28 protein-coding genes and 1 tRNA gene are annotated in these 24,639 nt (G+C 66.2%); 21 read left to right on the top strand and 8 right to left on the bottom strand.

The genetic code is table 11. From position 1 onward, the window contains the following. Positions 1-46 precede the first annotated feature (46 nt). The 16 genes from hisG to HQN78_RS20610 all read left to right on the top strand — a co-directional run bounded on the left by hisG (position 47) and on the right by HQN78_RS20610 (position 12,242). Positions 47-688 carry an ATP phosphoribosyltransferase gene (gene hisG / locus HQN78_RS20535; RefSeq protein ID WP_107800989.1) on the top strand — a complete coding sequence of 214 codons (642 nt, stop codon included), beginning with the start codon at positions 47-49 and terminating at the stop codon, positions 686-688. Between the two features lie 10 nt (positions 689-698). Beyond that, positions 699-1,991: a histidinol dehydrogenase gene (hisD, locus tag HQN78_RS20540; protein WP_107800988.1), complete on the top strand. Its 1,293-nt coding sequence runs from the start codon at positions 699-701 to the stop codon at positions 1,989-1,991. 60 nt (positions 1,992-2,051) lie between these two features. Then, a complete protein-coding gene (locus HQN78_RS20545) occupies positions 2,052-3,041 on the top strand; it encodes an ABC transporter substrate-binding protein (protein ID WP_235085897.1) in 990 nt (329 codons plus the stop codon). Positions 3,042-3,140: 99 nt separating this feature from the next. Continuing rightward, on the top strand, positions 3,141-4,211 hold the full coding sequence (hisC, locus tag HQN78_RS20550; protein ID WP_235085899.1) for a histidinol-phosphate transaminase: 1,071 nt from the start codon (positions 3,141-3,143) through the stop codon (positions 4,209-4,211). A gap of 3 nt (positions 4,212-4,214) precedes the next feature. Then, entirely contained in the window at positions 4,215-4,808 is a 594-nt protein-coding gene (gene hisB / locus HQN78_RS20555; protein WP_107800985.1) for an imidazoleglycerol-phosphate dehydratase HisB, read from the top strand. A gap of 82 nt (positions 4,809-4,890) precedes the next feature. Next, complete coding sequence (hisH, locus tag HQN78_RS20560; protein WP_107802036.1) at positions 4,891-5,532, top strand: imidazole glycerol phosphate synthase subunit HisH; 642 nt, start codon at positions 4,891-4,893, stop codon at positions 5,530-5,532. A 20-nt stretch (positions 5,533-5,552) separates the two neighbouring features. Further along, positions 5,553-6,293: a 1-(5-phosphoribosyl)-5-[(5-phosphoribosylamino)methylideneamino]imidazole-4-carboxamide isomerase gene (gene hisA, locus HQN78_RS20565; protein ID WP_107800984.1), complete on the top strand. Its 741-nt coding sequence runs from the start codon at positions 5,553-5,555 to the stop codon at positions 6,291-6,293. A gap of 77 nt (positions 6,294-6,370) precedes the next feature. Then, positions 6,371-7,135: an imidazole glycerol phosphate synthase subunit HisF gene (gene hisF / locus HQN78_RS20570; protein WP_019103912.1), complete on the top strand. Its 765-nt coding sequence runs from the start codon at positions 6,371-6,373 to the stop codon at positions 7,133-7,135. Between the two features lie 119 nt (positions 7,136-7,254). Beyond that, positions 7,255-7,647 (top strand): phosphoribosyl-AMP cyclohydrolase, encoded by a 393-nt coding sequence (gene hisI, locus HQN78_RS20575; protein ID WP_107800983.1) that lies wholly within the window; start codon positions 7,255-7,257, stop codon positions 7,645-7,647. Positions 7,648-7,771: 124 nt separating this feature from the next. Next, a complete protein-coding gene (locus HQN78_RS20580) occupies positions 7,772-8,098 on the top strand; it encodes a phosphoribosyl-ATP diphosphatase (protein ID WP_043589545.1) in 327 nt (108 codons plus the stop codon). Positions 8,099-8,120: 22 nt separating this feature from the next. Continuing rightward, the gene (locus tag HQN78_RS20585) at positions 8,121-8,447 is read left to right on the top strand and encodes a histidine triad nucleotide-binding protein (protein WP_107800982.1); all 327 of its coding nucleotides are present in this window, start codon (positions 8,121-8,123) and stop codon (positions 8,445-8,447) included. A gap of 72 nt (positions 8,448-8,519) precedes the next feature. Next, on the top strand, positions 8,520-8,729 hold the full coding sequence (gene tatA / locus HQN78_RS20590; RefSeq protein WP_043589548.1) for a Sec-independent protein translocase subunit TatA: 210 nt from the start codon (positions 8,520-8,522) through the stop codon (positions 8,727-8,729). Between the two features lie 14 nt (positions 8,730-8,743). Then, entirely contained in the window at positions 8,744-9,244 is a 501-nt protein-coding gene (gene tatB / locus HQN78_RS20595; protein ID WP_107800981.1) for a Sec-independent protein translocase protein TatB, read from the top strand. 72 nt (positions 9,245-9,316) lie between these two features. Beyond that, positions 9,317-10,057 carry a twin-arginine translocase subunit TatC gene (gene tatC / locus HQN78_RS20600; RefSeq protein ID WP_107802034.1) on the top strand — a complete coding sequence of 247 codons (741 nt, stop codon included), beginning with the start codon at positions 9,317-9,319 and terminating at the stop codon, positions 10,055-10,057. Beyond that, positions 10,054-10,407, top strand: coding sequence for a DUF2069 domain-containing protein (locus tag HQN78_RS20605; protein ID WP_107800980.1), 354 nt, complete (start codon positions 10,054-10,056; stop codon positions 10,405-10,407). The genes tatC and HQN78_RS20605 overlap by 4 nt, the downstream gene beginning before the upstream one ends. A gap of 212 nt (positions 10,408-10,619) precedes the next feature. Continuing rightward, positions 10,620-12,242, top strand: a complete 1,623-nt coding sequence (locus HQN78_RS20610) for a methyl-accepting chemotaxis protein (RefSeq protein WP_235085902.1) — start codon at positions 10,620-10,622, stop codon at positions 12,240-12,242. A gap of 16 nt (positions 12,243-12,258) precedes the next feature. On the opposite strand, the gene HQN78_RS20615 is transcribed toward HQN78_RS20610, so the two are convergent. The 6 genes from HQN78_RS20615 to kynB all read right to left on the bottom strand — a co-directional run bounded on the left by HQN78_RS20615 (position 12,259) and on the right by kynB (position 20,176). After that, a complete protein-coding gene (locus HQN78_RS20615; RefSeq protein ID WP_107800978.1) occupies positions 12,259-13,053 on the bottom strand; it encodes a TatD family hydrolase in 795 nt (264 codons plus the stop codon). 18 nt (positions 13,054-13,071) lie between these two features. Further along, positions 13,072-14,829 carry an ABC transporter ATP-binding protein gene (locus HQN78_RS20620; protein WP_107800977.1) on the bottom strand — a complete coding sequence of 586 codons (1,758 nt, stop codon included), beginning with the start codon at positions 14,827-14,829 and terminating at the stop codon, positions 13,072-13,074. Further along, positions 14,819-16,591 carry an ABC transporter transmembrane domain-containing protein gene (locus HQN78_RS20625; RefSeq protein ID WP_235085905.1) on the bottom strand — a complete coding sequence of 591 codons (1,773 nt, stop codon included), beginning with the start codon at positions 16,589-16,591 and terminating at the stop codon, positions 14,819-14,821. Before HQN78_RS20625 ends, HQN78_RS20620 begins: the two co-directional genes overlap by 11 nt. 143 nt (positions 16,592-16,734) lie before the next feature. Continuing rightward, complete coding sequence (locus HQN78_RS20630; protein WP_235085907.1) at positions 16,735-18,123, bottom strand: amino acid permease; 1,389 nt, start codon at positions 18,121-18,123, stop codon at positions 16,735-16,737. A gap of 137 nt (positions 18,124-18,260) precedes the next feature. Then, positions 18,261-19,514 (bottom strand): kynureninase, encoded by a 1,254-nt coding sequence (kynU, locus tag HQN78_RS20635; protein WP_235085909.1) that lies wholly within the window; start codon positions 19,512-19,514, stop codon positions 18,261-18,263. 8 nt (positions 19,515-19,522) lie between these two features. Beyond that, a complete protein-coding gene (kynB, locus tag HQN78_RS20640; protein ID WP_235085911.1) occupies positions 19,523-20,176 on the bottom strand; it encodes an arylformamidase in 654 nt (217 codons plus the stop codon). Positions 20,177-20,316: 140 nt separating this feature from the next. Between kynB and HQN78_RS20645 the strand changes: the two genes are divergently transcribed. From HQN78_RS20645 to HQN78_RS20655, 3 genes are all read left to right on the top strand, one after another. After that, entirely contained in the window at positions 20,317-20,787 is a 471-nt protein-coding gene (locus tag HQN78_RS20645; protein ID WP_107800972.1) for an Lrp/AsnC family transcriptional regulator, read from the top strand. 322 nt (positions 20,788-21,109) lie between these two features. Beyond that, positions 21,110-21,259 carry a hypothetical protein gene (locus tag HQN78_RS20650; protein ID WP_235085914.1) on the top strand — a complete coding sequence of 50 codons (150 nt, stop codon included), beginning with the start codon at positions 21,110-21,112 and terminating at the stop codon, positions 21,257-21,259. Positions 21,260-21,466: 207 nt separating this feature from the next. Then, the gene (locus tag HQN78_RS20655; RefSeq protein ID WP_235085917.1) at positions 21,467-22,027 is read left to right on the top strand and encodes a DUF2939 domain-containing protein; all 561 of its coding nucleotides are present in this window, start codon (positions 21,467-21,469) and stop codon (positions 22,025-22,027) included. A gap of 80 nt (positions 22,028-22,107) precedes the next feature. Here the strand turns inward: HQN78_RS20655 and HQN78_RS20660 are convergent. Together HQN78_RS20660 and rsmI are read right to left on the bottom strand one after the other, a co-directional pair. Further along, positions 22,108-22,192 (bottom strand) — tRNA-Leu (locus HQN78_RS20660). Positions 22,193-22,274: 82 nt separating this feature from the next. Next, a complete protein-coding gene (gene rsmI / locus HQN78_RS20665) occupies positions 22,275-23,171 on the bottom strand; it encodes a 16S rRNA (cytidine(1402)-2'-O)-methyltransferase (protein WP_370646568.1) in 897 nt (298 codons plus the stop codon). On the opposite strand from rsmI, the gene HQN78_RS20670 reads away from it, so the two are divergent. Both HQN78_RS20670 and HQN78_RS20675 read left to right on the top strand, forming a co-directional pair. Beyond that, positions 23,166-24,284 (top strand): penicillin-binding protein activator, encoded by a 1,119-nt coding sequence (locus HQN78_RS20670; RefSeq protein ID WP_107800968.1) that lies wholly within the window; start codon positions 23,166-23,168, stop codon positions 24,282-24,284. The two genes, rsmI and HQN78_RS20670, sit on opposite strands and share 6 nt — an antisense overlap. Continuing rightward, positions 24,284-24,619, top strand: a complete 336-nt coding sequence (locus HQN78_RS20675) for a YraN family protein (protein WP_235085919.1) — start codon at positions 24,284-24,286, stop codon at positions 24,617-24,619. The genes HQN78_RS20670 and HQN78_RS20675 overlap by 1 nt, the downstream gene beginning before the upstream one ends. Positions 24,620-24,639 lie beyond the last annotated feature (20 nt).

Raw genomic sequence — 24,639 nt, forward strand, 5'->3', positions numbered from 1 at the left:
CCGCTTCGCCTTAACCTCGATTTCGTCATCCTTGCCGCAAGACATCATGAAGCTGACTATTGCCCTGTCCAAAGGGCGCATCTTTGAAGAGACCCTGCCCCTGCTGGCCGCCGCCGGCATTTTGCCGGCGGAGGACCCGGAAGCCTCGCGCAAACTGATCATCGGCACCAACCATCCGGGCGTGCGGCTGGTGATCGTGCGCGCGTCCGACGTGCCGACCTATGTCCAGTACGGCGCCGCCGATCTGGGCATCGCCGGCCGCGACGTGCTGATCGAGCACGGCGGCGCCGGCCTGTACCAGCCGCTGGATCTCAATATCGCCAAATGCAATATGATGGTGGCGGTGCAGAACGGCTTCGACTACGAGGCCGCGGTGCGCCGCGGCGCGCGCCTGAAGATCGCCACCAAGTATCCGCAGATCGCGCGCGAGCATTTCGCCCGCAAGGGCGTGCATGTGGACATCATCAAGCTCTACGGTTCGATGGAGCTGGCGCCGCTGGTCGGCCTGGCCGACGCCATCGTGGACCTGGTCTCCACCGGCGGCACGCTGCGCGCCAACGATCTGGTCGCGGTCGAACACATCGTCGACATCAGTTCGCGGCTGGTGGTCAACCAGGCCGCGCTCAAGCTCAAACACGACGTGATCCAGCCGGTGCTGGACGCATTCGCCGGCGCCGTGCCGGCCTGAGGTCCGCTCCATGCTGAAACTGTCCTCTTCCCAAGCCGATTTCACCGCCCGCCTGCAGGCGCTGCTGGCCTTTGAAACCGCGCAGGACCCGGCCGTCGACGCCGCCGTCGCCGCCATCTGCGACGACGTCAAGGCGCGCGGCGACGCCGCGGTGATCGACTACACCAACCGCTTCGACCGCATGCGCGCGGTCTCGATGGCCGATCTGACGCTGTCGCGCGAGCAACTGGAAGCCGCCTTCCACCGGCTGAGCGATCCGGTGCGCCACGCGCTGAGCACCGCCGCGGAACGGGTGCGCCGCTATCACGAGAAGCAACTGGCGCATTCCTGGAGTTATCAGGACGAGGACGGCACCTTGCTGGGCCAGCAGGTGACGCCGCTGGACCGCGTCGGCATCTACGTGCCGGGCGGCAAGGCCGCCTATCCCAGCTCGGTGTTGATGAACGCGATGCCGGCCAAGGTGGCCGGCGTCGGCGAAATCATCATGGTGGTGCCGACGCCGGACGGCGAGCGCAACGACCTGGTGCTGGCCGCCGCCTACATCGCCGGCGTGGACAAAGTGTTCACCTGCGGCGGCGCCCAGGCGGTGGCGGCCTTGGCCTACGGCACCGAGACCGTGCCCCAGGTCGACAAGATCACCGGCCCGGGCAACGCCTACGTCGCCGCGGCCAAGCGCCGGGTCTTCGGCGTGGTGGGCATCGACATGGTGGCCGGCCCGTCCGAAATCCTGGTGATCTGCGACGGCGACACCCCGCCGGACTGGGTGGCCATGGATTTGTTCAGCCAGGCCGAGCACGACGAAATCGCCCAGGCCATCCTGCTGTGCCCGTCGGCGGACTATATCGCCCAGGTCGAGGCCAGCATCGCCAGACTGCTGCCGCAGATGCCGCGCCGCGCCATCATCGAGGCCAGCCTCGGTAATCGCGGCGCGCTGATCCAGGTCGGCGATCTGGCGCAAGCCTGTGAGATCGCCAACTACATCGCGCCCGAGCATCTGGAATTGTCGGTGGCCCATCCGGACGAGCTGTTGCCGTTGATCCGTCACGCCGGCGCCATCTTCATGGGCCGTTTCACTTCGGAGAGCCTGGGCGATTATTGCGCCGGCCCCAACCACGTGCTGCCCACCAGCCGCACCGCGCGTTTCGCCAGCCCGCTGGGCGTGTACGACTTCCAGAAGCGCAGCAGCCTGATCCGGGTGTCCCAGGCCGGCGCGCAGACGCTGGGCCAGGTCGCCAGCCTGCTGGCCCACGGCGAAGGCCTGAGCGCGCATGCGCGCGCGGCGGAGCTGAGGCTGGACGCCTAGCGCCGCTGGAGGCGAAACGCCGCTTCATCGCTTAATCTGGATAGGTAACCGGAGAAGGCGATGGCTGGGCTGAAACGCATCATGGCCGGACTCTGTCTGGCCTTTTTCTTGTCCGCGGCGGCAGGGGCGCAACCGCGGGTGCTGGTGGTGGAGAGCTATCACAGCGACTACCCCTGGGATCAGGATTACCGCCGCGCCCTGCAGGAGCGCCTGGGCAAGCGCGCGCAGCTGAGCTATTACGCGATGGACACCAAGCGTCTGCCGCCGGCCCAGCATCAGGCGCGCGCCGACGAGGCGCTGGCGATGGCGGCGAAAATAAAACCTGAGCTCGTCATCGTCGGCGACGACGCCGCCTTGCAAAGAGTGGGCAGCAAGCTGGCCCAGCGGGGCGTCCCGGTGATCTATCTGGGCATCAACAACAATCCGCGCAATTACTTCCCGGGCGCGGCGTCGGGCGTCAGCGGTGTGCTGGAGCGGCCGTTGATTCTGCGCAGCGTCTTCGAATTGGGCAAAACCGTCAAAGGCCTGCGCAGCGCGCTGGTGCTGTTCGACGACGATCTCACCTCGCGCATCATCCGCGATGAGACCTTCGTCGGCCGCGACACCATGCTGCTGGCCAATATCCACGTCGACCTGGCCTTGACCGGCTCCTACGCGGACTGGCAGCGGCGGGTGCTGGGCGCCGCCGGCCGCTATCAGGCGGTCTGGGTCGGCCTTTACTTCACCCTGCGCGACGCCGGCGGCAAGGTGGTGCCCGGCGATGAAGTGCTGCGTTGGACCGCCGCCCACGCCAAGCTGCCGCTGTTCGCGTTCTGGGATTTCGCCGTGGGCAAGGACAAGGCCGCCGGCGGCCTGGTGCTGTCCGGCTACGAGCAGGGCCGCGAGGCGGCCAAGCTGGCCGAGCAAGTGTTGTTCCACGGCAAGCCGGTGGCCAGCCTGTTCCCGGTGACGCCGTCGGAAGGCCGCTATGTTTTCAGCCGCGAAGGCCTGGCGCGAGACCGCATAGAGCTGCCGGCGCGGCTGCGGGAACGGGCGAATTGGGTCGAGTAGCTGAAAGCGAATGAACACGCTACTATAGCTTTTCGTCTTTTCCGATAACACGGCTCCGCCCGCGGGGCTTTTGTTGGCCGCCAGGCCGATTGCGAAGTCATGAAAAAGTCCGTCCGACAGCTGGTGCGCGATGAGATCGCCGCCATCAGCGCCTACCCGGTAGCCTCCGCCGACGGCTACATCAAGCTGGACGCCATGGAGAATCCGTGGCCGCTGCCGGCCGAGCTGCGCCAGGAACTGGCGCGGACGCTGGCCGACGTCGCCGTCAACCGTTATCCGGACCCGTCCGGCGGCACGCTGAAAGCCCAGCTGAAGCAGGCGTTTTCCATCCCGGAGCCGGCCGAAGTGCTGCTGGGCAACGGCTCCGACGAGCTGATCACCCTGGTGGCGCAGGCGCTGGCCCGTCCCGGCGCCAAGTTGCTGGCGCTGGAGCCGTCCTTCGTGATGTACAAGATGAACGCGCTGTTCTCCGGCCTGGACTACGTCGGCGTGCCGCTGCGTTCCGATTTCAGCCTGGACCTGCGGGCGACGCTGGCGGCTATCGCCGAGCATCAGCCGGCGGTGGTGTTCGTGTCCTACCCCAACAACCCGACCGGCCCGCGCTTCGCCCGCGCCGAGGTGGAAGCGATCTGCGAGGCCGCGCCCGGCCTGGTGGTGGTGGACGAGGCCTATCAGGCTTTCGCCAGCGACAGCTTCATGAACCTGGCCGGCCTGCGCGACAATCTGATCGTGATGCGCACGCTGTCCAAGCTGGGCCTGGCCGGCATCCGCCTGGGTTACGCCGCCGGCCCCGCCGACTGGATCCGGGAACTGGACAAGGTGCGCCCGCCGTACAACGTCAATGTGCTGACCCAGACCGCCGCGCGCTTCTCGCTGAGCCATATCGAGGTGTTCAACCGCCAGGCCGCGGAACTGTGCGAGGAACGCGGCCGGCTGGCCACCGGGCTGGCGCGCCACGCCGCCATCGAAGCCTTCCCGTCGGAAGCCAATTTCATCACCATCCGGGTGCCGGACGCGCCGGCCTTGTACCAGCATTTCAAGGCCAGCGGCATCCTGATCAAGCAACTGCACGGCAGCCACCCCTTGCTGGAGCGATGCCTGCGCCTGACCGTGGGCGCGCCGCAGGAAAACGACGCCATGTTGGCGGCCCTGGACGCTTACTTCGCCTGAGCCATGAGAACCGCAACCGTTACCCGCAATACCCTGGAAACCCAGATCACCGTCAGCCTGAATCTGGACGGCGCCGGCGTAGGCCGCTTTGAAACCGGCGTGCCCTTTCTCGACCACATGATGGACCAGATCGCCCGCCACGGCCTGATTGATCTGGACGTGGTCGCCCACGGCGATCTGCATATCGACGCCCACCACACGGTGGAAGACATCGGCATCACCCTGGGCCAGGCCTTCGCCAAGGCGATAGGCGACAAGAAGGGCATCCGCCGCTACGGCCACGCCTACGTGCCGCTGGACGAGGCGCTGAGCCGGGTGGTGATCGACCTGTCCGGCCGTCCGGGCCTGGTATACCAGGTCGAATACACCCGCGCCAGCATCGGCCAGTTCGACGTCGACCTGTTTTCCGAGTTCTTCCACGGCTTCGTCAATCACAGCATGGTCACGCTGCACATAGACAATCTGCGCGGCGTCAACAGCCATCATCAGGCCGAGACCATCTTCAAGGCCTTCGGCCGCGCCTTGCGCATGGCCTGTGAGGCGGACGAGCGCATGGCCGGACAGACGCCGTCCACCAAGGGCACGCTGACCGCATAAGTCGGCCGCGCCGTTTTTTCAGGGCTCCGGCCGCATTTGGCCGGAGCGCCGCCACACCCCGAAGCGAGCTTGCAGGATGGCGATTAAAGTTGCAGTAGTGGATTACGGCATGGGCAATCTGCATTCGGTGCTCAAGTCGGCGCAGGCCGTCAACGACATCGGCGCGGACATCTTCCTCACCAGCGAGCCGGAAGCCGTGCTCAAGGCGGACAAGGTGATCTTCCCCGGGCAGGGCGCAATGCCGGACTGCATGCGCGAGCTGAACCAGCACGGGCTGGCCGAGGCGATAAGGGAAAGCACCAAGAACAAGCCGTTTTTTGGCATCTGCGTCGGCGCGCAGCTATTGTTCGAGGAAAGCGAGGAGGGGCCGACTCAAGGCCTGGGCCTGTTCCCCGGCAAGGTGGCGCGTTTTGCCGCCGGGCTGCGCGACGCCGAGGGCGAGCGTTTGAAAGTGCCGCACATGGGCTGGAACCAGGTGTTCCAGACGCGGGTCCATCCCTTGTTCGCCGGCATCGCCGACGGCGAGCGTTTCTATTTTGTGCATAGTTACCACTTTGCGCCGGCCGATGCGGGCCTGACGTTGGCGGAAAGTGAATACCCTGAGCGGTTTTCCTGTATTGTCGGTCGTGAGAACATTTTCGCAAGCCAGTTCCACACCGAAAAGAGCCACCGGGCCGGCCTTCAGATGATGAAGAACTTCCTGGCCTGGGATGGCAGTGTTTAACTCACGTTTGATTTAGCACCATGCTGCTCATACCCGCGATAGACCTGAAAGACGGTCAATGCGTACGCCTGAAACAGGGCGTGATGGACGATGCCACCGTTTTCTCCGACGACCCCGTGCAAGTCGCCGCCCATTGGCGCGATCAGGGCGCTCGCCGCCTGCATCTGGTCGACCTCAACGGCGCCTTCGCCGGCAAGCCCAAGAATCTGGCGGTGATCCGCGATATTCTGGGCGAAGTCGGCAATGAAATCCCCGTGCAATTGGGCGGCGGCATCCGTGATCTGGACACCATTGAGAAATACCTGGACATGGGTCTGGCCTACGTGATTATCGGCACCGCCGCGGTCAAGACGCCGGGCTTTCTGCACGATGCCTGCGACGCCTTCCCCGGCCAGGTCATCGTCGGCCTGGACGCCAAGGACGGCATGGTGGCGATAGACGGCTGGGCCAAGGTCACCAACCACAAGGTGATCGATCTGGCCAAACGCTTCCAGGACTACGGCGTCAATTCGGTGATCTACACCGACATCGGCCGCGACGGCATGATGAACGGCGTCAACATCGACGCCACCGTCAAGCTGGCGCAGGCGCTGACCATCCCGGTGATCGCCTCCGGCGGCCTGAGCAATCTCGACGACATCCGCGCCTTGTGCGCGGTGAAGGACGAGGGCGTCGAAGGCGCGATCACCGGCCGCGCGATTTACGAGGGCGGCATCGATTTCGCCGCCGCGCAGACGCTGGCCGACGAATTGTCGGACTGAGAGCCTGTTCTCGACTTATCAAGCCATGCCGGCCCGTACGCACTGTTCGGGCCGGTTGGCCGTTTGCCGGACCCCATATGCTTGCCAAACGCATCATCCCCTGTCTGGACGTGACCGCCGGTCGCGTCGTCAAAGGCGTCAACTTCCTGGGTCTGCGCGATGCCGGCGACCCGGTGGAAATCGCCCGCCGCTATAACGAGCAGGGCGCGGACGAACTGACCTTTCTCGATATCACCGCCAGCTCGGACCAGCGCGACATCATTCTGCATGTGATCGAATCGGTGGCGGAGCAGGTGTTCATTCCGCTGACCGTGGGCGGCGGCGTGCGGGAAGTGGCGGACATCCGCCGCCTGCTCAGCGCCGGCGCGGACAAGGTCAGCATCAATACCGCGGCGGTGACCCGGCCGCAGCTGGTGAGCGAGGCGGCCGATCGCTTCGGCAGCCAGTGCGTCGTCGTGGCGGTGGACGCCAAGGCGGTGACGCCGGAGAACGACCGCTGGGAGGTGTTCACCCACGGCGGCCGCACGCGCACCGGCATCGACGCGGTGGCGTGGGCGCGTCAGATGCAGCAACTGGGGGCCGGCGAAATCCTGCTGACCAGCATGGACCGCGACGGCACCAAGATAGGCTTCAATCTGGAGCTGACGCGCGCAGTGTCGGAAGCGGTGGACATTCCGGTGATCGCCTCCGGCGGCGTGGGCACGCTGCAGCACCTGGTGGACGGGGTCAAACTGGGCAAGGCCGACGCGGTGCTGGCCGCCAGCATTTTCCATTTCGGCGAGCACACGGTGGCGGAGGCCAAGCAGGCGATGCGGGACGCCGGCATCGAAGTGCGGCTGTGAGCGCTTTCCGATCGACACTCTTGCCGGCGTCTTAATTTGAGGCGAAGCGGGCGCCGCGCTGAATCATTTGCCGCGCCGCCACTCATAGCCAAGGCGCGCGGCCTTCTTAAAGGTGAGCCATGAATTGGTTGGATGAAGTCAAATGGGACGACAAGGGCCTGGTCGCCGCCATCGCCCAGGACGCCGCCAGCGGCCGGGTGCTGATGGTGGCGTGGATGAATCGCGACAGCCTGGCCCTGACCGCCGAAACCGGCGTAGCCCATTACTGGAGCCGCTCGCGCGGCAAGCTGTGGAAGAAGGGCGAGGATTCCGGCCACCTGCAAAGCGTCAAGGAGTTGCGGCTGGACTGCGACGGCGACGTGGTGGTGATGCAGATCGAGCAGGCCGGCGGCATCGCCTGCCATACCGGCCGCGAAAGCTGCTTCTACCGCCGCTTCGATCCTGCGCGGCAAGATTGGGAAGTGGTGGACGCGGTCTTGAAGGACCCGGGCGCCATCTACGGCAAGGCCTGACTTGCGCGCGGTCAACGCCTTGCGGTGGCTGGCCGTTAGAATGGCTGCCGGCAAGGCGATTGTTATCGTTTTGCCATCGGAACGACATATACTTGCCGGGGTTGCGGCGTAAAGGAATAGCGACATGAGCCAGGATGTGCTGAAAACCATCGCGGACACGCTGGAAGCGCGGCGCGAGGCCAGTTCCCAGTCTTCCTATGTGGCGTCCCTGTTTCACAAGGGCGAGGACGCCATTCTGAAGAAAGTGGCGGAGGAGGCGGCGGAAACGCTGATGGCCTCCAAGGACAAGGACAAGCTGCATCTGGTGCGCGAAGTGGCCGACCTGTGGTTCCACAGCATGGTGTTGCTGACCTATCATGGCCTGCGGCCCGAGGACGTGCTGATGGAGTTGAAGCGGCGCGAGGGTATTTCCGGCCTGGATGAAAAGGCCTCCCGCGCCCCCACCCCTTAAGATTGAGCGAGAGCCGACAATAATGACAGACTGCATCTTCTGCAAAATCGTGGCCGGGCAGATTCCGGCCAATAAAATCTACGAAGACGACGATGTGCTGGCCTTCCACGACATCCGTCCGATCGCTCCCGTGCATTTCATGCTGATTCCCAAGCTGCACGTGGATTCGCTGGCCCATTGCGGCCCCGAGCACGAGGCAGTGCTGGGCAAGATGCTGACCCTGGCGCCCAAGCTGGCGCGCGAGCAGGGCCTGGAGGGCGGCTTCAAGACCGGCATCAACACCGGCCGCGGCGGCGGGCAGGAAGTGTTCCACCTGCACGTGCATGTGTTCGGCCACAAGAATAACTGATCGGCCCGCGGGCCCGAAGCGGGAGGCCGGGCGGCCTCCGCGTACTAATTCGATTTGATAAGGAAGTGAATCATGGGTTCTTTCAGCATCTGGCACTGGCTGGTGGTATTGCTGATCGTGGTGCTGGTGTTCGGCACCAAGAAACTGCGCAATATCGGTGAAGATCTGGGCGGCGCGGTCAAAGGCTTCAAGGAAGGCATGAACGGCGAGAACGACAAAGCCGCCAAGGACAAGCCGGCTGAAACCGGCCGCATCATCGACGGCGACGCCGACAAGAAATAAGGCGCGGCTCAAGCGTGTTTGAAATCAGCTTTGGCGAAATCCTGTTGATAGGCGTGGTGGCCCTGGTGGTCTTGGGGCCGGAGCGCCTGCCCACGGTGGCGCGCACCCTGGGCGCGCTGGTGGGCCGCGCTCAGCGTTTCGTGGCCACGGTGAAGTCCGACATCCAGCAGCAGGCCAATCTGACCGGCCTGAACGAATTGCGGCAGGACATCGAGGACGCGGCGCAGTCGTTCAAAGGCCAGCTCGACTCCGAAGTGCGGGGCGTGCGCGAGGCGATGGAGCAGAACAGCGCCGAACTGCGTTCCCTGGCGGACGAGGCGCGCGCGCCGGTGGAAGAGGCGGCCAATCTCATCCACGGCGGCCTGCAGCCGGATCTGCTGGACCCGCTTCCGGCCGACGTCGAGGCGCAGGCCGAGGCGGCGCCGGTCAAGGACGAGAACCAGCTGGACCTGTTCGACGACTTGCCGCCGGCGGCGCCGGCTCCCCAGCCGGCCGATCCGCCATCGCCGCGTTGAGCTTGGCCGCACCCGGCCGGGCGGGACTGGCGCCCGCTCCGGCCGTTCCTGAATCCATTGGACATCCCGCGCATGAATGAACAACCCTTGCTCGCGCATCTGATCGAGTTGCGCACCCGTCTGGTACGGGCGCTGCTCGGCGTCGCGCTGGTGTTTCTCGGCCTGTTCCATTGGTCCGGGGACATCTACCATCTGCTGGCCAAGCCGCTGCTGGACGCGCTGCCTAAGGGGGCGAACATGATCGCCACCGACGTCACCGCGCCGTTCTTCGTACCGGTCAAGGTGACCATGCTGGTGGCCTTCCTGATCTCGCTGCCCAATACCCTGTACCAGATCTGGGCCTTTGTCGCGCCCGGGCTCTACCACCATGAGAAACGGCTGGTGCTGCCCCTGGTGGTGGCCAGCCTGTTGCTGTTCCTCACCGGCATGGCTTTCGCCTACTTCCTGGTCTTCCCCGTGGTGTTCGGCTTCATGTCGGCGGTGACGCCGGTCGGGGTCAGCATGATGACCGACATCGATAAATACCTGTCCTTCGTGCTCGGCATGTTCATGGCCTTCGGCGTCACCTTCGAGGTGCCGGTGGTGGTGATCCTGCTGGTGCGCATGGGCGTGGTGTCGGTGGAAAAACTGCGCCAGGGCCGGCCTTACGTGATCGTCGGCGCCTTCGTGGTGGCCGCCGTCGTCACGCCGCCGGACGTGCTGTCGCAAACCCTGCTGGCGGTGCCGCTGTGGCTGTTGTACGAGGCGGGCATTCTGTTGGCGGTGTTCCTGGGCCGTAAGAAGGAGCGCCCTTTGCTGGAGGATGGTTCATGAATCGAAACGCCTGGCATTACGGCGCGTCGGCGTCGCTGATCGCCCTGATCCTGCTGTGCCTGGCCTGGGAGCTGTGGCTGGCGCCGCTGCGTCCGGGCGGCTCGCTGCTGGCGCTCAAGGCGGCGGTGCTGCTGCTGCCGCTGCGCGGCATCCTGGCCCAGCGCCTGTACACCTATCAATGGGCCAGCATGTTCATCCTGGCTTATTTCACCGAGGGCGTGATGCGCGGTTGGGCGGATCGCGGCCTGTCGCAACAACTTGCATGGGGCGAAATCTTCTTAAGCGGACTATTCTTCGTCTGTGTATTGGGCTTTGCCAGAACCTTCAAGTTGTCGCGTCAGCCGCAGTAGACCTCGCGCGCAGCCAAAAGGAAGCCGTCAGCTCATGCTGACGGCTTTTTTTGCGTCCGCCGCGCATGCCGGGCGCAGAGTGTGAAACTTGCCGGAGTCATGCGGTGAAAACCGTGAACGGCTTGGTTTACCATCGCGGCGACACCGCGGACTTGAATCGGCGGGAATCCAAAAAAAACATAGTTTGGTTGGGGAGTGTGTAAATGCGGAATATGACGATTGCGGCCCGGATCACCCTGGGTTTCGCCTTGTTGCTGGTGGCGCTGGCGGTGACCAGCTTGCTGGCCTTTATGGGGCTGGGCAGCATTTCCAGCCGGGTGGAGGATGTCAGCACTCATGAACTGGCCTTTTACCGCGACGTGGTGGAGTTGCAGCAGCATATGGGCAATCTGCGGCGTTTCGAGAAGGACTATTTCATCAATCTGGGCGATGCCGCCAAGCGAGGCGAGTACAGCGGGAAATGGAGCAAGACGCTGGACGGCGCGCACGCGGCGATCAAGAACGCCGGCACCCATCCGCTGAACGGCGACGCCGCCCAGCAGCTGACGACGCTGGACGGGCTGCTCAACAGCTACGCCGACGGCTTCAAGACGGTGGGCGCCAAGGTGGACAAGCAGGAACTGGCCAGCACCAGCGACGCCAACAAGGCGTTTGGCCAGTACAAGGGCAGCATCCACCAGATGGAAGAGGTCTCGGCCAAACTGGCCAAGGGCGCTTCCGACGCGGTGGCGGGGCTGCGCGGCCAGATCGACGCCTCCGCGGATGCGGTGCGCAGCCAGTTGCTGGCCACGGTGGCGGTCGGCCTGCTGGCCAGCCTGGTGGTGTCCTGGTACATCATCCGCTCCATCCGCGTGCCCTTGCTGCAGATGCGGGATTCCGCGCAGCAACTGGCGCAAACCTGCGATCTGAACCTGGAACTGCCGGACTTCGGCCGCAATGAGCTGGGCAGCGTCGGCGAATCGCTGGCCTCGCTGGTCGGTACCGTGCGCCGGCTGGTGCAGGAAGCCCAGGGCCACGCCACGCAACTGGCCAGCGCCTCGGGGCAGATGGCGGACGTCAGCTCCCAGGTGTCCGGCGCCGCGGCCAATCAGGCGGAATCCGCCGCCAGCGGCGCGGCGGCGATCGAGCAGATGTCGGTCAGCATCAATCTGGTGGCGGACAATACCCGCGACGTGGAAGGCCAGGCGCGCCAGACCATGGCACAGGCGGATCGCGGCAACGGCCTGGCGGAAAAAGCCGCCAGCGAGATCCAGCTGATCGCCAGCGGCATTACCGAAACCTCCACGGTGATGGGGCAGCTCAATCAGCGTTCCAGCGATATCGGCGACATCGTGCGGGTGATCCGCGACATCGCCGAGCAGACCAATCTCTTGGCGCTGAACGCGGCGATCGAGGCGGCGCGGGCCGGGGAGATGGGCCGCGGCTTCGCGGTGGTGGCGGACGAGGTGCGCAAGCTGGCCGAGCGCACCAGCCAGGCCACCACCGAGATTTCCACCCATATCGAAGGGGTGCAGACCGATACCCAGCGCGCCTACCAGAGCATGCAGCAGGCCAACGCCCGCATCGAGAGCGGCGTCAGCAGCACCTCCAGCGTGGCCGAGTCGCTGCGTGAAATCCATCAGCTGTCCCAGCACTCGGTGGAACGCATCACCGACATCGCCAACGCGATCAAGGAGCAAAGCCACGCCAGCCAGCTGGTGGCGGGCAATGTGGAGCAGATGGCGCAGATGAACGAGAGCACCGCCAAGGCCTCCGGCCAGGCCAGCCAGCTATCGCAGGAACTGCAGCAGTTGTCGGTGGATCTGGACTCCAATCTCAGGCGCTTCCGCACCTGAGGGAAGGGGCTTCATCTCAGCCGGCGATGCCCAGCGCCTCCAGGCTATTGCGGTACAAGGCCTGGCGCAGCGCCGTCTCCGGCAGGCCGCGCAGCTCGGCCAGCTGCGCGCTGAAGGCGGCCAGATGGGCCGGCTCGTTGGGCCGGTCCTGGGCGAATTCGGGGCGGATGTCCGGCGCGTCGGTCTCCAGCACCAGGCCGGACAGCGGCAGCGTGGCCGCCAGCCGGCGGATGCGCTGGGAGCCGGAGTAGGTCATCGCGCCGCCGAAGCCCAGCTTCATGCCCTGGCGCAGCATCGCGTCCGCTTGCTGCGGGCTGCCGTTGAAGGCGTGGGCGATGCCCCGTTCGACGCGCTGCTCGCGCAGATGCTTGAGCACGCGGTCCACCGATCGGCGCACGTGCAGCACCACCGGCAGCGCGTATTTGCGCGCCAGCTTCAGCTGTTCGACGAACAAGGCCTCCTGCCGCGCCGGATCCAGCTCCGGCAGATAGAAGTCCAGGCCTATCTCTCCCACCGCTTCCGGCCGCTGCTCGCGCAGCGCGCGCTCCAGCTGCTCCAGATGCTCGTCCAGATGCCGTTCCAGATAGATGGGATGCAGGCCGAAGCCTATCCAGCAGCCGTGATCGCGGCGCATGGCGGCGGCCGCGTCGAAGGTGTCGGCGCGCACCGCCGGCACCAGGATCTGGCCGACGCCGGCGGCGCGCGCGCGCTCCAGCACGGCGGACAGCATGGGCGCCAATTCCGGCGCGTCCAGATGGCAGTGGGTGTCGATCAGCGCGCCGGGCGCGGGCAGGGCGGGGAAACGGTGCATGGCGGATTCGTCGTTCGCTCAGCCGGCTTCCGGCTGCAATTGCTGCAGCAAGTATAGCCGTTGGTAGATGCCGCCCTCGGTCATCAAGGCCTCGTGATTGCCGGTTTCGGCGATCTGGCCGTGGTTGAGCACGATGATGCGGTCGGCGTCGCGGATGGTGGACAGCCGGTGGGCGATGGAGATCAGGGTGATCTGGCCGCGCAGCTGTTCCAGCGCTCCTTGCACCAGTTGTTCGGTTTCGCTGTCGATGTGGGAGGTGGCCTCGTCCAGCAGCAGGATGCGCGGCTTGCCCGCCAGCGCGCGGGCGATGGCGATCAGCTGCTTCTGGCCGCTGGACAGCCGCGAGCCGCTCTCGCCCATATCGGTGTCGTAGCCCTGCTCCAGGGCCAGGATCAGATCGTGCGCGCCGGCCGCGCGCGCGGCGTCCTCGATCTGCTGCTGCGTCAACGGCCGGCCCATGGCGATATTGTCGCGCGCGCTGGCGGCCAGCAGAAAGGGCTCCTGCGGCACCAGGCCGACGCCGTCGCGGAAGGCGGCGTCGTCGAAGGCGGCCAGCGGCTGCTCGTCGATCAGGATCTCGCCGCCTTGCGGCGCGTAGAAGCGCAGCAGCAGCGACAGCAGCGTGGATTTGCCGCTGCCGGTGTGGCCGACGATGCCGATGAAGCCGCCGGCCGGAATCTCCAGCGAAAGATCGGGCAATACCGGCCGCTCAGGCTGATAGCCGAAGCTCACCCGGCGGAAGCTGACCGCGCCCCGCTCGATGCGGCCCTGGCCGTGGCCGGCCGCCGCCGCCGGCTCCTGCAGCAGCGCGTCCACCCGCGCCGCCGCCACCACCGCCTGCTGCAGCTGGCTGAACTGCATGGTGATCTGGATCAGCGGATCCACCATGCGGCCGATATAGCTGATGAAGGCGTAGAGCACGCCGATCTGCAGCGCGCCCAGCGGCCGCTGGCTGAAGCTGTAGATCACCCCGGCCAGCAACAGCACTTTCAGCAGGTCCAGCGCCGGACGCAATAGCCAGGCGTTGGCGCTCAACTCCGCGATCCGCGCCCGGTAGTAATTGTGGTTGGCCTGATCGAAACGCGCGGCGAAGCGGCCGGTGGCGTTGGCGGCCTGCAACACGCTCATGCCGGAGATGGATTCGGCCATCTGGGCGTTGATGTCGCTGCGCAGCGCGCGGGCGCGCGTCACCGACGGCGCGCTCCAGCGCTGGTAGAGCCAGACGATGGCCAGCATCGCCGGCAGCAGCAGCGCCGCCAGCAGCATCAGCCGCCAGTCCAGCCAGGCCATCGCCGCCATCACCCCGATGACCACGATGCTGCTGTCCAGCATCACGAACAGCACCTGCACGTACAAGGCCTTCACCGATTCGGTGTCGTTGGTGACGCGGCTGACCAGTTGGCCGGTGATCGCCTTGTCGAAAAAGGCCATCGGCAGCCGGATCACGTGGCGGTAAACCTGTTCGCGCAGTCTCTGCACCGAGCGCATCGCCACGCCGGACAGGCGCACCAGCTGCAGATAGCGCAGGCTGGACGCGGCGTAGCCGGCCATCAGACAGGCGAGCAGCAGCAGGCCCATTTCCAGCCATTGCGGCGCGCGCGGCAGCAGATAGCGGTCGATGAACACCTTGCCCAGCAGCGGCGACAGCGCCTCCATCAGCGCGGCGGCGATCAGCCACAGCGTGCCCCACAGCACATGGCGCTTTTCCGGCGCGGCGGAGTGACGCAGCAGGGCCACTGCCCGGCTGCGGTTGATCGCGGATTGATCAGATTTCATCCAGGCTGGCCTCCAGTTGTTGATAGCGCCACTGGCTGGCGTACCAGCCGTTCAATTGCAGCAGCGCCTCGTGGCTGCCGGCTTCGGCGATGCCGCCGTGCTGCAGCACGACGATGTGGTCGGCGTCCGCCACTGCGGACAGCCGGTGGCTGGCGATGATCACGCTGCGGCCGCGGCGCGCCTCGCGCAGATGTTGCAGAATCTGGGTTTCGGTCTGGGTGTCCACCGCGGACAAGGCGTCGTCCAGCAGCAGCAGCGGCGCGTCCGCCAGCAAGGCGCGGGCGATGGCCAGCCGTTGGCGCTGGCCGCCGGACAAGGCCACGCCTTTTTCGCCCACCGGGGTGGCGTAGCCCTGGGCCAGGCGCAGGATGTCCTCGTGCACCGCCGCCAGCCGCGCCACGCGTTCGATCTCGCGTTCGGCGGCGTCCGGGCGCGTCAGCGCGATATTGTCGGCTACCGAGGCTGAGAACAGAAAGGACTCCTGCGGCACCCAGCTGATCGCCGCGCGCAAGGCGTCCATCTTGTATTCCTCCAACGGCACGCCGTTCCAGCTGACGCTGCCGGCCGGCAGCGGGTACTGGCGCAGCAGCAGGCGCAGCAGCGTGGACTTGCCGCTGCCGGTGGGGCCGACGATGCCCAGGGTCTGGCCGCGGCCCAGGCGCAGATCGATCGCGCGCAAGGTCGGCGCGCTTTGCCCCGGATAAGTGAAGTTCAGATCGCGCCAGCGCAGTTCGCCGGCCGGTTCCGTGGCGTTGACGCCGCTGTCGTCCACGGACTCGGGCGCGCTCAGCACCGGCTCCAGCCGGTTCCAGCCGGCGCGGCCGCGTTCCAGCAGCGACAGCACCCAGCCGGCGGCGAACATCGGCCAGATCAGCTGGCCCAGATACATGCTGAAGCTGGTCAGCGCGCCTATGGTCAGCTGCTGCTGCCACACCAGATAGCCGCCGATGCCCAGCGTGGCCGCCGCCGCGGTGCTCAGGGTCAGCCCCACCACCGGTTCGAACGCCGCCTCCCAGCGTTGCGCTTCCAGGCTGTTGTCGGCGGCGGAGGCGGCCAGGCCGGCCAGCTCGCGGCTATTGCGTTCCTCCAGGCCCAGGGTGCGCAGCGTGCGCACTCCGCTCAGCGTTTCCTGCACGTGGTCGTTGAGCCGGCTGAAGCTTTGCAGCGAGCCGGCCCAGGCCTGGTGCACGCGGCGGGTGATGCGCCAGAAGGCGAAGGCCATCAGCGGGAAGGGCAGCAGCGCGGCGGCGGCCAGCCGCCAGTCTATGCCCAGGGTCATCATCGCCAGCACCATCACCAGGGTCAGGCTGCCGTCGAAGCCGGCCAGCATCGCCTCGCCGGCGGCCATTTCCACCGCGTCGATATCGTTGGTGGCGCGCGCCATCAGATCGCCGGTGCGCTGGTGATGGTAGAAGCCCGGCCCCTGGTGGCTCAGCCGCTGATACAGCCGGGTGCGCAATTCCACGCCCAGTTGGTAGGCGGCGGCGAAGAGCTGCAGCCGCCAGCCGGCGCGCAGCAAATAGATCACCACGCCGAAGAGCAGCAGCCAGCCCAGCTCGCGCATGAGTTGCGGGGCGCCGAGCTGGCCCTTGGCCAGCAGGTCGACGATTTCTCCGATCTGGCGCGGAATCAGCACGGTGAGCACCGCCACGGCGGCCAGCATCAGCGCCGCGCGCAGGTAGTAAGGCCAATGACGGAGGACGAAGTCGCGCAGCAGCGCGGACAGGCTGGCGCCGGGGGCGAGAGCGGACGGGCGTGACATGGCGGGGGCGGATTATCCGGATTGGGTGCGAGCCGAATATTCTATGCCGAATCCGATCGCGGTGTCAGAACCGCTTCAAGCCCGCATCGCGCGAAGCGCGGCGGATCCTGAAGCGGCTCTCGGGCGGGCCCTCGTATGACGGTCTAGCCCTGTTGCGCCGCCGGCTTGGGCCGCGGCTTGCGCACGGTGTGGAACAACACGACCAGCAGCAGCAGGAAGGGCAGGCCGAAGACCAGGGTCAGCCGGAACACCTCGGTGAAGGCGGTGGTGATCATGATCGCCAGCATCAACACCAGGCCGGCCAGCGTGGTGTAGGGAAACAGGCGCATCTTGAACGGCAGATCCAGGCCGCCGGCCTGATCGTGATGGCGGCGGAAACGCAGATGGGTGTAGAAAATCATCAGCCAGGTGAACAGCGCGCCGAACATCGACAGCGCGATCATCAGCGTGAACGCCTGTTGCGGAAACAAGACGTACAGCACCGCCGCCAGCGCGATGCCGCTGGTGGACAGCAGGAGCGCGTTGACCGGGATGCCGCGCTGGTTCAGTTTGCCCAGCCCGATCGGCGCGTCGCCGGCGCGGGACAGGCTGAACATCATGCGGGTGGTGATGTAGAGCTGGCTGTTCATCGCCGACAGCGCGGCCACCACCACCACGAAGTTGAGAATGCCGGCGGCGTAGGGGATGTTCAGCACCTGCATCACGGTGACGAAGGGGCTGTTGCCGGCGCCGATCCGGCCCCAGGGCACGATGGCGATGATCAGGCTCAAGGACAGCAGATAGAACACCACCAGCCGCGCGATGGTGGCGCGGAAAGCCTGGCGCACCGCCTGTTCCGGGTTTTCCGCCTCGCCGGCGGCCACCGCGATCATCTCCACGCTCAGATAACTGAAGATGGAGATCACCACCGCCACCCACATGCCCCAGATCCCGTTGGGGAAGAAGCCGCCGTCGGCGCTGAAGTTGCGCGCGCCGTAAGCGGGGTTGCCGCTGCCCCACACCACATAGCAGCCCATCAGGATGAAGGCGACGATGGCGAAGATCTTGATGGTGGAGAACCAGTACTCCACCGTGCCGAAGGCCTTGACGCTGGTGGCGTTGACGCCGATCAGCGCGCTGGAGAACAGCAGAATCCAGATCCAGGGCGGGGTGTCGGGAAACCAGTAGCGCATGTATTCGGCCACGGCGGTGATTTCGGTGCCCACCGCCAGCACCACGCAGGCCCAATAGCTGTAGCGCACCAGGAAGCCGGCCAGCGGGCTGACGTAGTGCTCGGCGTAGGCGCCGAAGGAGCCGGAGGTGGCGTGCGCCACCGTCATCTCCGCCAGGCAGCCCATCAGCAACAGGGTGATCAGGCCGCCTATGGCGTAACTGAGCACCACGCTGGGGCCGGCGAAGCCGATGGCGAACTTGCTGCCTAGGAACAGACCGGTGCCGATGGCGCCGCCGATGGCGATCATGCTCATCTGTCCGGCGCTGAGCCGGCGCTGCAGGCCCTGTTCCCTATCCTTGATGTCCTGGAAACTGCTCATGATGTTCTCCTCTGTCTATGCAGCGCGGTCTGGCGGGATCTGACGTCCCTTGCGCTGTAGAGCCGCCGGCCGCGTAGCTATCGCGGGCGGCGGCTCTGTGGAGGCGAGGCGGCAGGGGCCGTCGCGCCGTTCTGGGCTCAGGTCACCGCGCCGCGGCGGTGGAACTCAGGTTTATCCCAGCTGCCGCTGTCCAGAATCTCGCGCAGGATTTCCACCGCGTCCCAGATGTCGGCATGGCTCAGGTAGAGCGGAGTGATGCCGAAGCGCAGCACTTCCGGCTCGCGGTAATCGCCGATGACGCCGTTGGCGATCAAGGCCTGCATCACCGCGAAGCCTTGCGGATGGCGGAAGCTGACGTGGCTGCCGCGGCGCGCGTGCTCGCGCGGGGTGATCAGGGTCAGCGGGTGGCCACCGCAGCGCTGTTCCACCAGCTCGATGAAGAGATCGGTCAGCGCCAGCGATTTGGCGCGCAGCTGCTGGGCATCCACTTGGCGCGCCACGTCCAGACCGCATTCCACCAAGGCCAGCGACACGATGGGCTGGGTGCCGCACAGGAAGCGGCGTATGCCCTGGGCCGGCGCGTAGTCGGCCGCCATCTCGAAGGGCTTGGCGTGGCCCCACCAGCCGGACAAGGGCTGCCAGAAAGCGTTCTGATGGCGCGGGGCCACCCAGATGAAGGCGGGCGAGCCCGGTCCGCCGTTCAGGTATTTGTAGGTGCAGCCCACGGCGAAATCGGCGTCCGCGCCGTTCAGGTCCACTTGCAGCGCGCCGGCCGAGTGCGCCAGGTCCCAGATCGCCAGCGCGCCGCGCTGATGGGCGCTGCGGGTGACCGCGGCCATATCGTACAAATAACCGGTGCGGTAATTGACGTGGGACAGCAGCAGCACCGCCACGTCCTCGTCCAGCGCCTGTTCCAGCGGCAGCGCCTCGTCGATCAGACGCAATTCATAGCCCTGCTGCAGGAATTCGATCATGCCCTGGATCATGTAGAGATCGGTGGGGAAGTTGTCGCGCTCGGACAGGATCACCTTGCGCTCCGGATGAGCTTGCCGCTGGATGCGCAGGGCCGCCGCCAGCGCCTTGAACAGATTCAGCGAGGTGGTGTCGGTGACCACGGTTTCACCGGGACCGGCGCCCAAGAGCGGCGCCAGCTTGTCGCCCAGACGCGCCGGCATGTCGAACCAGCCGGCGGTGTTCCAGCTGCGGATCAGATCATGGCCCCATTCGCCGGTGATCACCTGCCGGCTGCGCTCCAGCGCGCCCTTGGGCAGCACGCCCAGCGAGTTGCCGTCCAGATAGAAAGTGTTGGCCGGCAGGTCGAACCGCTGGCGGAAGCCGGCCAGCGGGTCTTGCTGATCGGCGATGAGACAAGCTTCGCGAGTATGTTTCATGGCGGGTCCTACACGAGAGGGGTGGAAACGGGCAAGGGCCGCAGCACGGCGCGCACCGGGCTGGCGTCCAGATTCATCAACTTCAGCGGCAGCGCGATCAACTCGTAATCGCCCTCCGGCGCGTGATCCAGCAGCAGCTGTTCCAGAATGGCCATGCGCTGGCGCGCGGTGGCGTGATGGGCGTCCATGGTCTTGCTGTCCATCGGGTCCAGCGAGGCGGTGTCCACGCCTATCAGCCGCACGCCCTGGCCGCCCAGCCAGTTGATGGCGGCGGCCTCCACGCCGGGGAAGTCCGCGTCCCAGGCCTCCAGCGGATAGCGCGCGTAACTGCGGATCAGCAGCCGCGGGGGCAGCGGGCCGGGCCGGGCCTCAAGCCGCGCGCGGATCTGCTCCAGCCGGATCAGCGGGCCGGGGGACAGGCAATGGATCAGCCGGCACGGCCCCAGATAGGCGTCCAGCGCCACCTGGCCTATGCCCTGGCCGGCGGCCTGGAAGTGAGCCGGCGCGTCGGCGTGCGCGCCGCTGTGAGGCGACAGCGTCAGCCGCGCCACATTGACCGGACAGTGAGCGTCCAGCTGCCAGGCGGGGCTGGCGTCGAAGGCGGTGTCGCCGGGCCAGACCGGCAGGCCGGCGCGCAGCGGGGGGCTGATATCGAGCAACATGGAACGGTTCCTGAGCGGTAAGAAGCCTGGAATCATGCTAGCACCAAGGCATCCGCCAGAAATTGCAAGTTGGTCTTGCTAATGGCATGCTTTTCGCAGGAACTGCAGCGGAGCAGACAGATAACGATGGGAAATTGCAAATGCAGCTTGACGCGATAGATTGCCGGATTCTTTCCGCATTGCAGCACAACGCCAGGCTCAGCAATCAGGATCTGGCCGACCAGGTGGCCCTGTCTCCGTCCGCCTGTCTGCGGCGGGTGCGCGCGCTGGAAAGCCAGGGACTGATCCGCGGCTATCACGCCCAACTGGACCCGGCCCTGCTCGGCTACGAGCTGGAAGCCATCGTCCACGTGACGCTGGATCGGGCGCGCGAAGACTGGCATGAAGACTTCATGGAGCGCATCCGGCAGTTTGAGGAAATCGCCGCCGCCTACATCGTCGCCGGTCCCAGCAACTACGTGCTGCATGTCCGTTGCCGCAATCTGGCCGCCTTCAGCGGCTTCATCGTGGAGCGGCTGAACCGCATTCCCGGCATGCGCGACATCTGCTCCTATATTGTGATGCGCACGCTCAAGGATCAGCGCTGGCAAGTGCCGCTGGACGGTAAATAGCCCCTCGCCGGTGGTGGTGCCGGCCGTCCCGGCGCTTCCTACGGCGATCAGTACATGCATGCCTACAACAACAAGCGCCATGGTTTCAATTTGCTCAACCGCTCGGAACTGGGGGCGCTGCCCTTGAGCCTGAGCTACGGCCTGGCCTTCCAGCAGGCGCGCACCCAGCCCACCAGCCGCTACACCGAGCAGCCGCGGACGCTGGTGGCGTCGCGAAACGGCGTGCGCAACGAGCGCAGCCTGTTCGGCAACGCAGTGCTGTCCCATCGCTGGACCAGCTTCTCCCTGGGCGCGAATCTACACGGTTCGACCACGTGCGACTATGCGACCAAATCTGGCAGCGGATTACGCGCCCAAACTGGATTTGACCGGCCAGGTCGACGTGCACCTGGCCAAGTGGCTGGATGTCTACGCCAAGGACGGCCGCGCCTATCGCACTCCCAGCCTGTATGAAACGACCTCCTCCTCCTAGGTGTTCAGCAACAACCCCTTGCGGCCGGAACGTTCGCGGAACTTGGCGCTGGGCTTGAATTAAGGGTGGGGATGGAATCGCGCTTCTGACACGGTTTGACGCCGGCCGCGCGTTTTTTGCCGCGGCCGGCGGGAATCTGCGCGACGGCCGGCGGTCTGTAGACTTTATGAGCCGCATGAGGCGGCCGCTTGATTCAGGGGGATAAACATGAGCATGAAAATGAAGTTGACGCTGGGCGCGGCGGTCGTGGCCCTGGGGGCGTGGTTCTACGCGACGCCGTATTTGGCGGTGCGGGGCATGCAGCAGGCCTTGGACGCGCGCGACGCGGCCAAACTGTCCGGCTATGTGGACTACCCGGCCTTGCGCAACAGCCTGAAAGAGTCCGTCGTGCCCAAATCGGTGCTGGACCTGAACCAATCCAAGGACAAGAACCCGCTGGCGGCGATGGGCGCGGCCATTGCCGACGCGGTGGTCGCCCCGGTGGTGGACGCGATGGTGACGCCGGAAAGCCTGGCCTTGATGATGCGAGGGATCAAGCCCAAGCCGGGCCTGCCGCAAGGCGGCGCGGATGAGCCGGCGGCCGGCGGAGACGGCGCAGCGTCGACGGAGCCGCGCGCCGGCGTCGACACGGCCATGGGCTATGAAGACATCGATCGTTTCGTGGTGACGGTCAAGCAGAAGGACAAAGCCGAACAGTCGCTGGGTCTGGTGTTCAAGCGCGACGGCTGGTTGGGCTGGAAACTGTCGGCGGTGCGCCTGCCGGAATAAGAACGGCTGCTTGAGACAACAAAAAACCCGCAGAGCTCGCGCTGTGCGGGGTTTTTGATGTTTCGGCCTGCCAAAATCGCTGGTGCCCAGAGTCGGACTCGAACCGACACACCTTGCGGCGGGGGATTTTGAATCCCCTGCGTCTACCAATTTCGCCATCCGGGCGTCTTCGGCATTCCGAGAAGGAGAATAATAGCGATAGCAAATCGCTTTGTAAATCCTTTTTTCCCCGGCGCTTGGCCGCGGTTCACTCCTGCTTCAATTTAAGCGCCAAGTCGTAGAGCTGTTTGCGGTTGCCGTCGCAGATCTGCGCGGTCAGCGACGCCGCCTGCTTGGTGGGCAATTCCGCCGCCAGCAGCTTGAGCACGCGTACGGTGTCTTCCGGCACCGCGTCGTCGGCATCCTCGCGCGCCGGCGCGGCGTCCAGAATCAGCACGATCTCGCCGCGCTGCTGATTGGAGTCGGACTCCACCCACTCCAGCATGTCCTGGGCCGGCAGATTGCGGAAGGTTTCGAAAGTCTTGGTCAACTCGCGCGCCAGCAGCAGCCGGCGCTCCGCGCCCAGTTCCGCGACGATGTCGCGCAAGGTGTCGACGATGCGGTGCGGCGCTTCGTAGCACACGGTCAGATGCGGCGCGGACAGCCATTGGCGCAGCGTCTTGCGGCGCTCGCCGCTCTTGGGCGGCAAGAAGCCGTGGAACAGGAAGGACGGCGCGGTCAGGCCGCTGGCGGACAGGGCGGCGATCACCGCGCTGGAGCCGGGCACCGGCCGCACCGGCAGGCCGGCGGCGCGCACCGCCTCCGCCAGCCGCGCGCCGGGATCGGACACCGCCGGCGTGCCGGCGTCGGACACCTGCACCACGATCTGGTCTTCGGACAGCCAGCGCACCACTTGCTCGGCCATGCCGCGCTCATTGTGCTCGCGCAGGCTGACCAGGCGTTTGGCGTGAATGCCGTAGGCGGACAACAGCTGTCCGGTCACGCGGGTATCCTCGGCGCAGACCACGTCGGCGGCGCTGAAAGCGGCCAAGGCGCGGGCGCTGATGTCGGCCAGATTTCCAATGGGCGTGGCCACCACATATAATGTGCCGCGACAGAAACTTTCCCTGGCTGATTCAAGCAGATGAGCGAACGAAGTATGCAAAGACTGACTCCGCTGTTGGTTGGCGTCTTGATGACTTGGTTGACGCCGACAATGGCGCAAACCCCGGACTATATCATCCAAAGCAATACCGCGCCGCTCAAGTTGTTGGGCCAGCAGGCGCCGAAACCGGCCGCGCCGGCGACCGCGCCGCGGGACGCCAGCGCGACGGCGGCGAAACCGCAGCCGGCCGGCGGCCGCCTGCGCGTCGGCCTGCTGCTGCCCACCGGCTCCGCCACCCTGGGCGAGGCCGCCGCGGTGGTGCGCAGCGGCGTGGAGGCGGCGGCGCGCGTGGATCAGAACGCCGAGCTGGTGCCCATAGAGGCGTCCGAGGACACCGCCGTGGCCGGCTACAAACAGGCCTTGGCCAGCGGGGTCAATGTGGTGATCGGCCCGCTGTCGCGCGGGGCCATCGCCGCGGTGGCGCCCGCGGTCACGGTGCCTACGCTGGCTTTGAACTCGATAGGCCGCGAAGTGCCGGCCAATCCCAAGCTGTTCTCGCTGTCGCTGATCGTCGAGGGCGAGGCGCGCCAGGTGGCGCGCCTGATGTACGAAGACGGCCGCGCCAACCCCTTGCTGCTGTTCGGCGCGGACAGCCTGTCGCAGCGGCTGCGCCAGGCCTTCATCGACGAATGGCGAAGCCTGAGCCGCGGCAAATCCCCGATGGCGCTGGAAGCCAAGCCGGACAGCCTGCCGGCGATTCTGCAGGCGGCGGCCGGCGCCGACGCCGTGTTCATGGCGCTGGACGCGCACGAGGCCGGCATCGTCAAGGCCGCGCTGGCGCCGGAACTGCCGGTGTACGGCACCTCCCAGCTCAACGGTCGCGGCAGCGCGGTGGCGCTGGCCGGGGTGAGGGTGATAGACATGCCCTGGTTCCTGATGCCGGAGCATCCGGCGGTGAAACGCTATCCGCGGCCGGCGGCGGCGTTGACGATGCAGACCGAGCGTCTGTACGCGCTGGGCGTGGACGCCTGGCGGCTGGCGGTGCTGCTGGCGGGCGCGCGGCAGCCGCTGGGCCTGAGGCTGGACGGCGTCACCGGCGATTTGAGGCTGGGGCGCGACCGCCTGTTCGAGCGCCAGCTGCCGATGGCGGTGCTGAGCGTGGAGCAGCCGTAGTGAATCTTCAAGGCCGGCTTGCCGAGGACAAGGCGCTGGCCTGGCTGCTGAGGCGGGGCCTGACGCTGGTGGAGCGCAACTGGTCCTGCCGCGGCGGCGAAATCGATCTGATCATGCGCGATGGGCGCTACTGGGTGTTTATCGAGGTGCGCCATCGCGCCAGCGCGGCCTTCGGCGGCGCGGCCGCCAGCATAGGGACGGCCAAGCAAAGGAAACTCATGCTGGCCGCCGAGGTCTATCTGTCCCAAAAGGGAATAGACGCGCCATGCCGTTTTGACGCGGTATTGACCGTGGGCGAGGCGGAGCCGCAGTGGTTGCAGAATATTTTCATGTAGTGCGATGGGTCGACCGACCC

The sequence above is a fragment of the Chromobacterium sp. Beijing genome, assembly GCF_021496765.1.
Taxonomy (GTDB): domain Bacteria; phylum Pseudomonadota; class Gammaproteobacteria; order Burkholderiales; family Chromobacteriaceae; genus Chromobacterium.

Excerpts from the sequence above, each read along its gene's own strand:
- hisG (WP_107800989.1), top strand. The coding sequence starts at position 47 with ATGAAGCTGACTATTGCCCTGTCCAAAGGGCGCATCTTTGAAGAGACC.
- hisD (WP_107800988.1), top strand. The coding sequence starts at position 699 with ATGCTGAAACTGTCCTCTTCCCAAGCCGATTTCACCGCCCGCCTGCAG.
- HQN78_RS20545 (WP_235085897.1), top strand. The coding sequence starts at position 2,052 with ATGGCTGGGCTGAAACGCATCATGGCCGGACTCTGTCTGGCCTTTTTC.
- hisC (WP_235085899.1), top strand. The coding sequence starts at position 3,141 with ATGAAAAAGTCCGTCCGACAGCTGGTGCGCGATGAGATCGCCGCCATC.
- hisB (WP_107800985.1), top strand. The coding sequence starts at position 4,215 with ATGAGAACCGCAACCGTTACCCGCAATACCCTGGAAACCCAGATCACC.
- hisA (WP_107800984.1), top strand. The coding sequence starts at position 5,553 with ATGCTGCTCATACCCGCGATAGACCTGAAAGACGGTCAATGCGTACGC.
- hisF (WP_019103912.1), top strand. The coding sequence starts at position 6,371 with ATGCTTGCCAAACGCATCATCCCCTGTCTGGACGTGACCGCCGGTCGC.
- hisI (WP_107800983.1), top strand. The coding sequence starts at position 7,255 with ATGAATTGGTTGGATGAAGTCAAATGGGACGACAAGGGCCTGGTCGCC.
- HQN78_RS20580 (WP_043589545.1), top strand. The coding sequence starts at position 7,772 with ATGAGCCAGGATGTGCTGAAAACCATCGCGGACACGCTGGAAGCGCGG.
- HQN78_RS20585 (WP_107800982.1), top strand. The coding sequence starts at position 8,121 with ATGACAGACTGCATCTTCTGCAAAATCGTGGCCGGGCAGATTCCGGCC.
- tatA (WP_043589548.1), top strand. The coding sequence starts at position 8,520 with ATGGGTTCTTTCAGCATCTGGCACTGGCTGGTGGTATTGCTGATCGTG.
- tatC (WP_107802034.1), top strand. The coding sequence starts at position 9,317 with ATGAATGAACAACCCTTGCTCGCGCATCTGATCGAGTTGCGCACCCGT.
- HQN78_RS20605 (WP_107800980.1), top strand. The coding sequence starts at position 10,054 with ATGAATCGAAACGCCTGGCATTACGGCGCGTCGGCGTCGCTGATCGCC.
- HQN78_RS20610 (WP_235085902.1), top strand. The coding sequence starts at position 10,620 with ATGACGATTGCGGCCCGGATCACCCTGGGTTTCGCCTTGTTGCTGGTG.
- HQN78_RS20615 (WP_107800978.1), bottom strand. The coding sequence starts at position 13,053 with ATGCACCGTTTCCCCGCCCTGCCCGCGCCCGGCGCGCTGATCGACACC.
- HQN78_RS20620 (WP_107800977.1), bottom strand. The coding sequence starts at position 14,829 with ATGAAATCTGATCAATCCGCGATCAACCGCAGCCGGGCAGTGGCCCTG.
- HQN78_RS20625 (WP_235085905.1), bottom strand. The coding sequence starts at position 16,591 with ATGTCACGCCCGTCCGCTCTCGCCCCCGGCGCCAGCCTGTCCGCGCTG.
- HQN78_RS20630 (WP_235085907.1), bottom strand. The coding sequence starts at position 18,123 with ATGAGCAGTTTCCAGGACATCAAGGATAGGGAACAGGGCCTGCAGCGC.
- kynU (WP_235085909.1), bottom strand. The coding sequence starts at position 19,514 with ATGAAACATACTCGCGAAGCTTGTCTCATCGCCGATCAGCAAGACCCG.
- kynB (WP_235085911.1), bottom strand. The coding sequence starts at position 20,176 with ATGTTGCTCGATATCAGCCCCCCGCTGCGCGCCGGCCTGCCGGTCTGG.
- HQN78_RS20645 (WP_107800972.1), top strand. The coding sequence starts at position 20,317 with ATGCAGCTTGACGCGATAGATTGCCGGATTCTTTCCGCATTGCAGCAC.
- HQN78_RS20650 (WP_235085914.1), top strand. The coding sequence starts at position 21,110 with ATGCGACCAAATCTGGCAGCGGATTACGCGCCCAAACTGGATTTGACC.
- HQN78_RS20655 (WP_235085917.1), top strand. The coding sequence starts at position 21,467 with ATGAGCATGAAAATGAAGTTGACGCTGGGCGCGGCGGTCGTGGCCCTG.
- HQN78_RS20670 (WP_107800968.1), top strand. The coding sequence starts at position 23,166 with ATGCAAAGACTGACTCCGCTGTTGGTTGGCGTCTTGATGACTTGGTTG.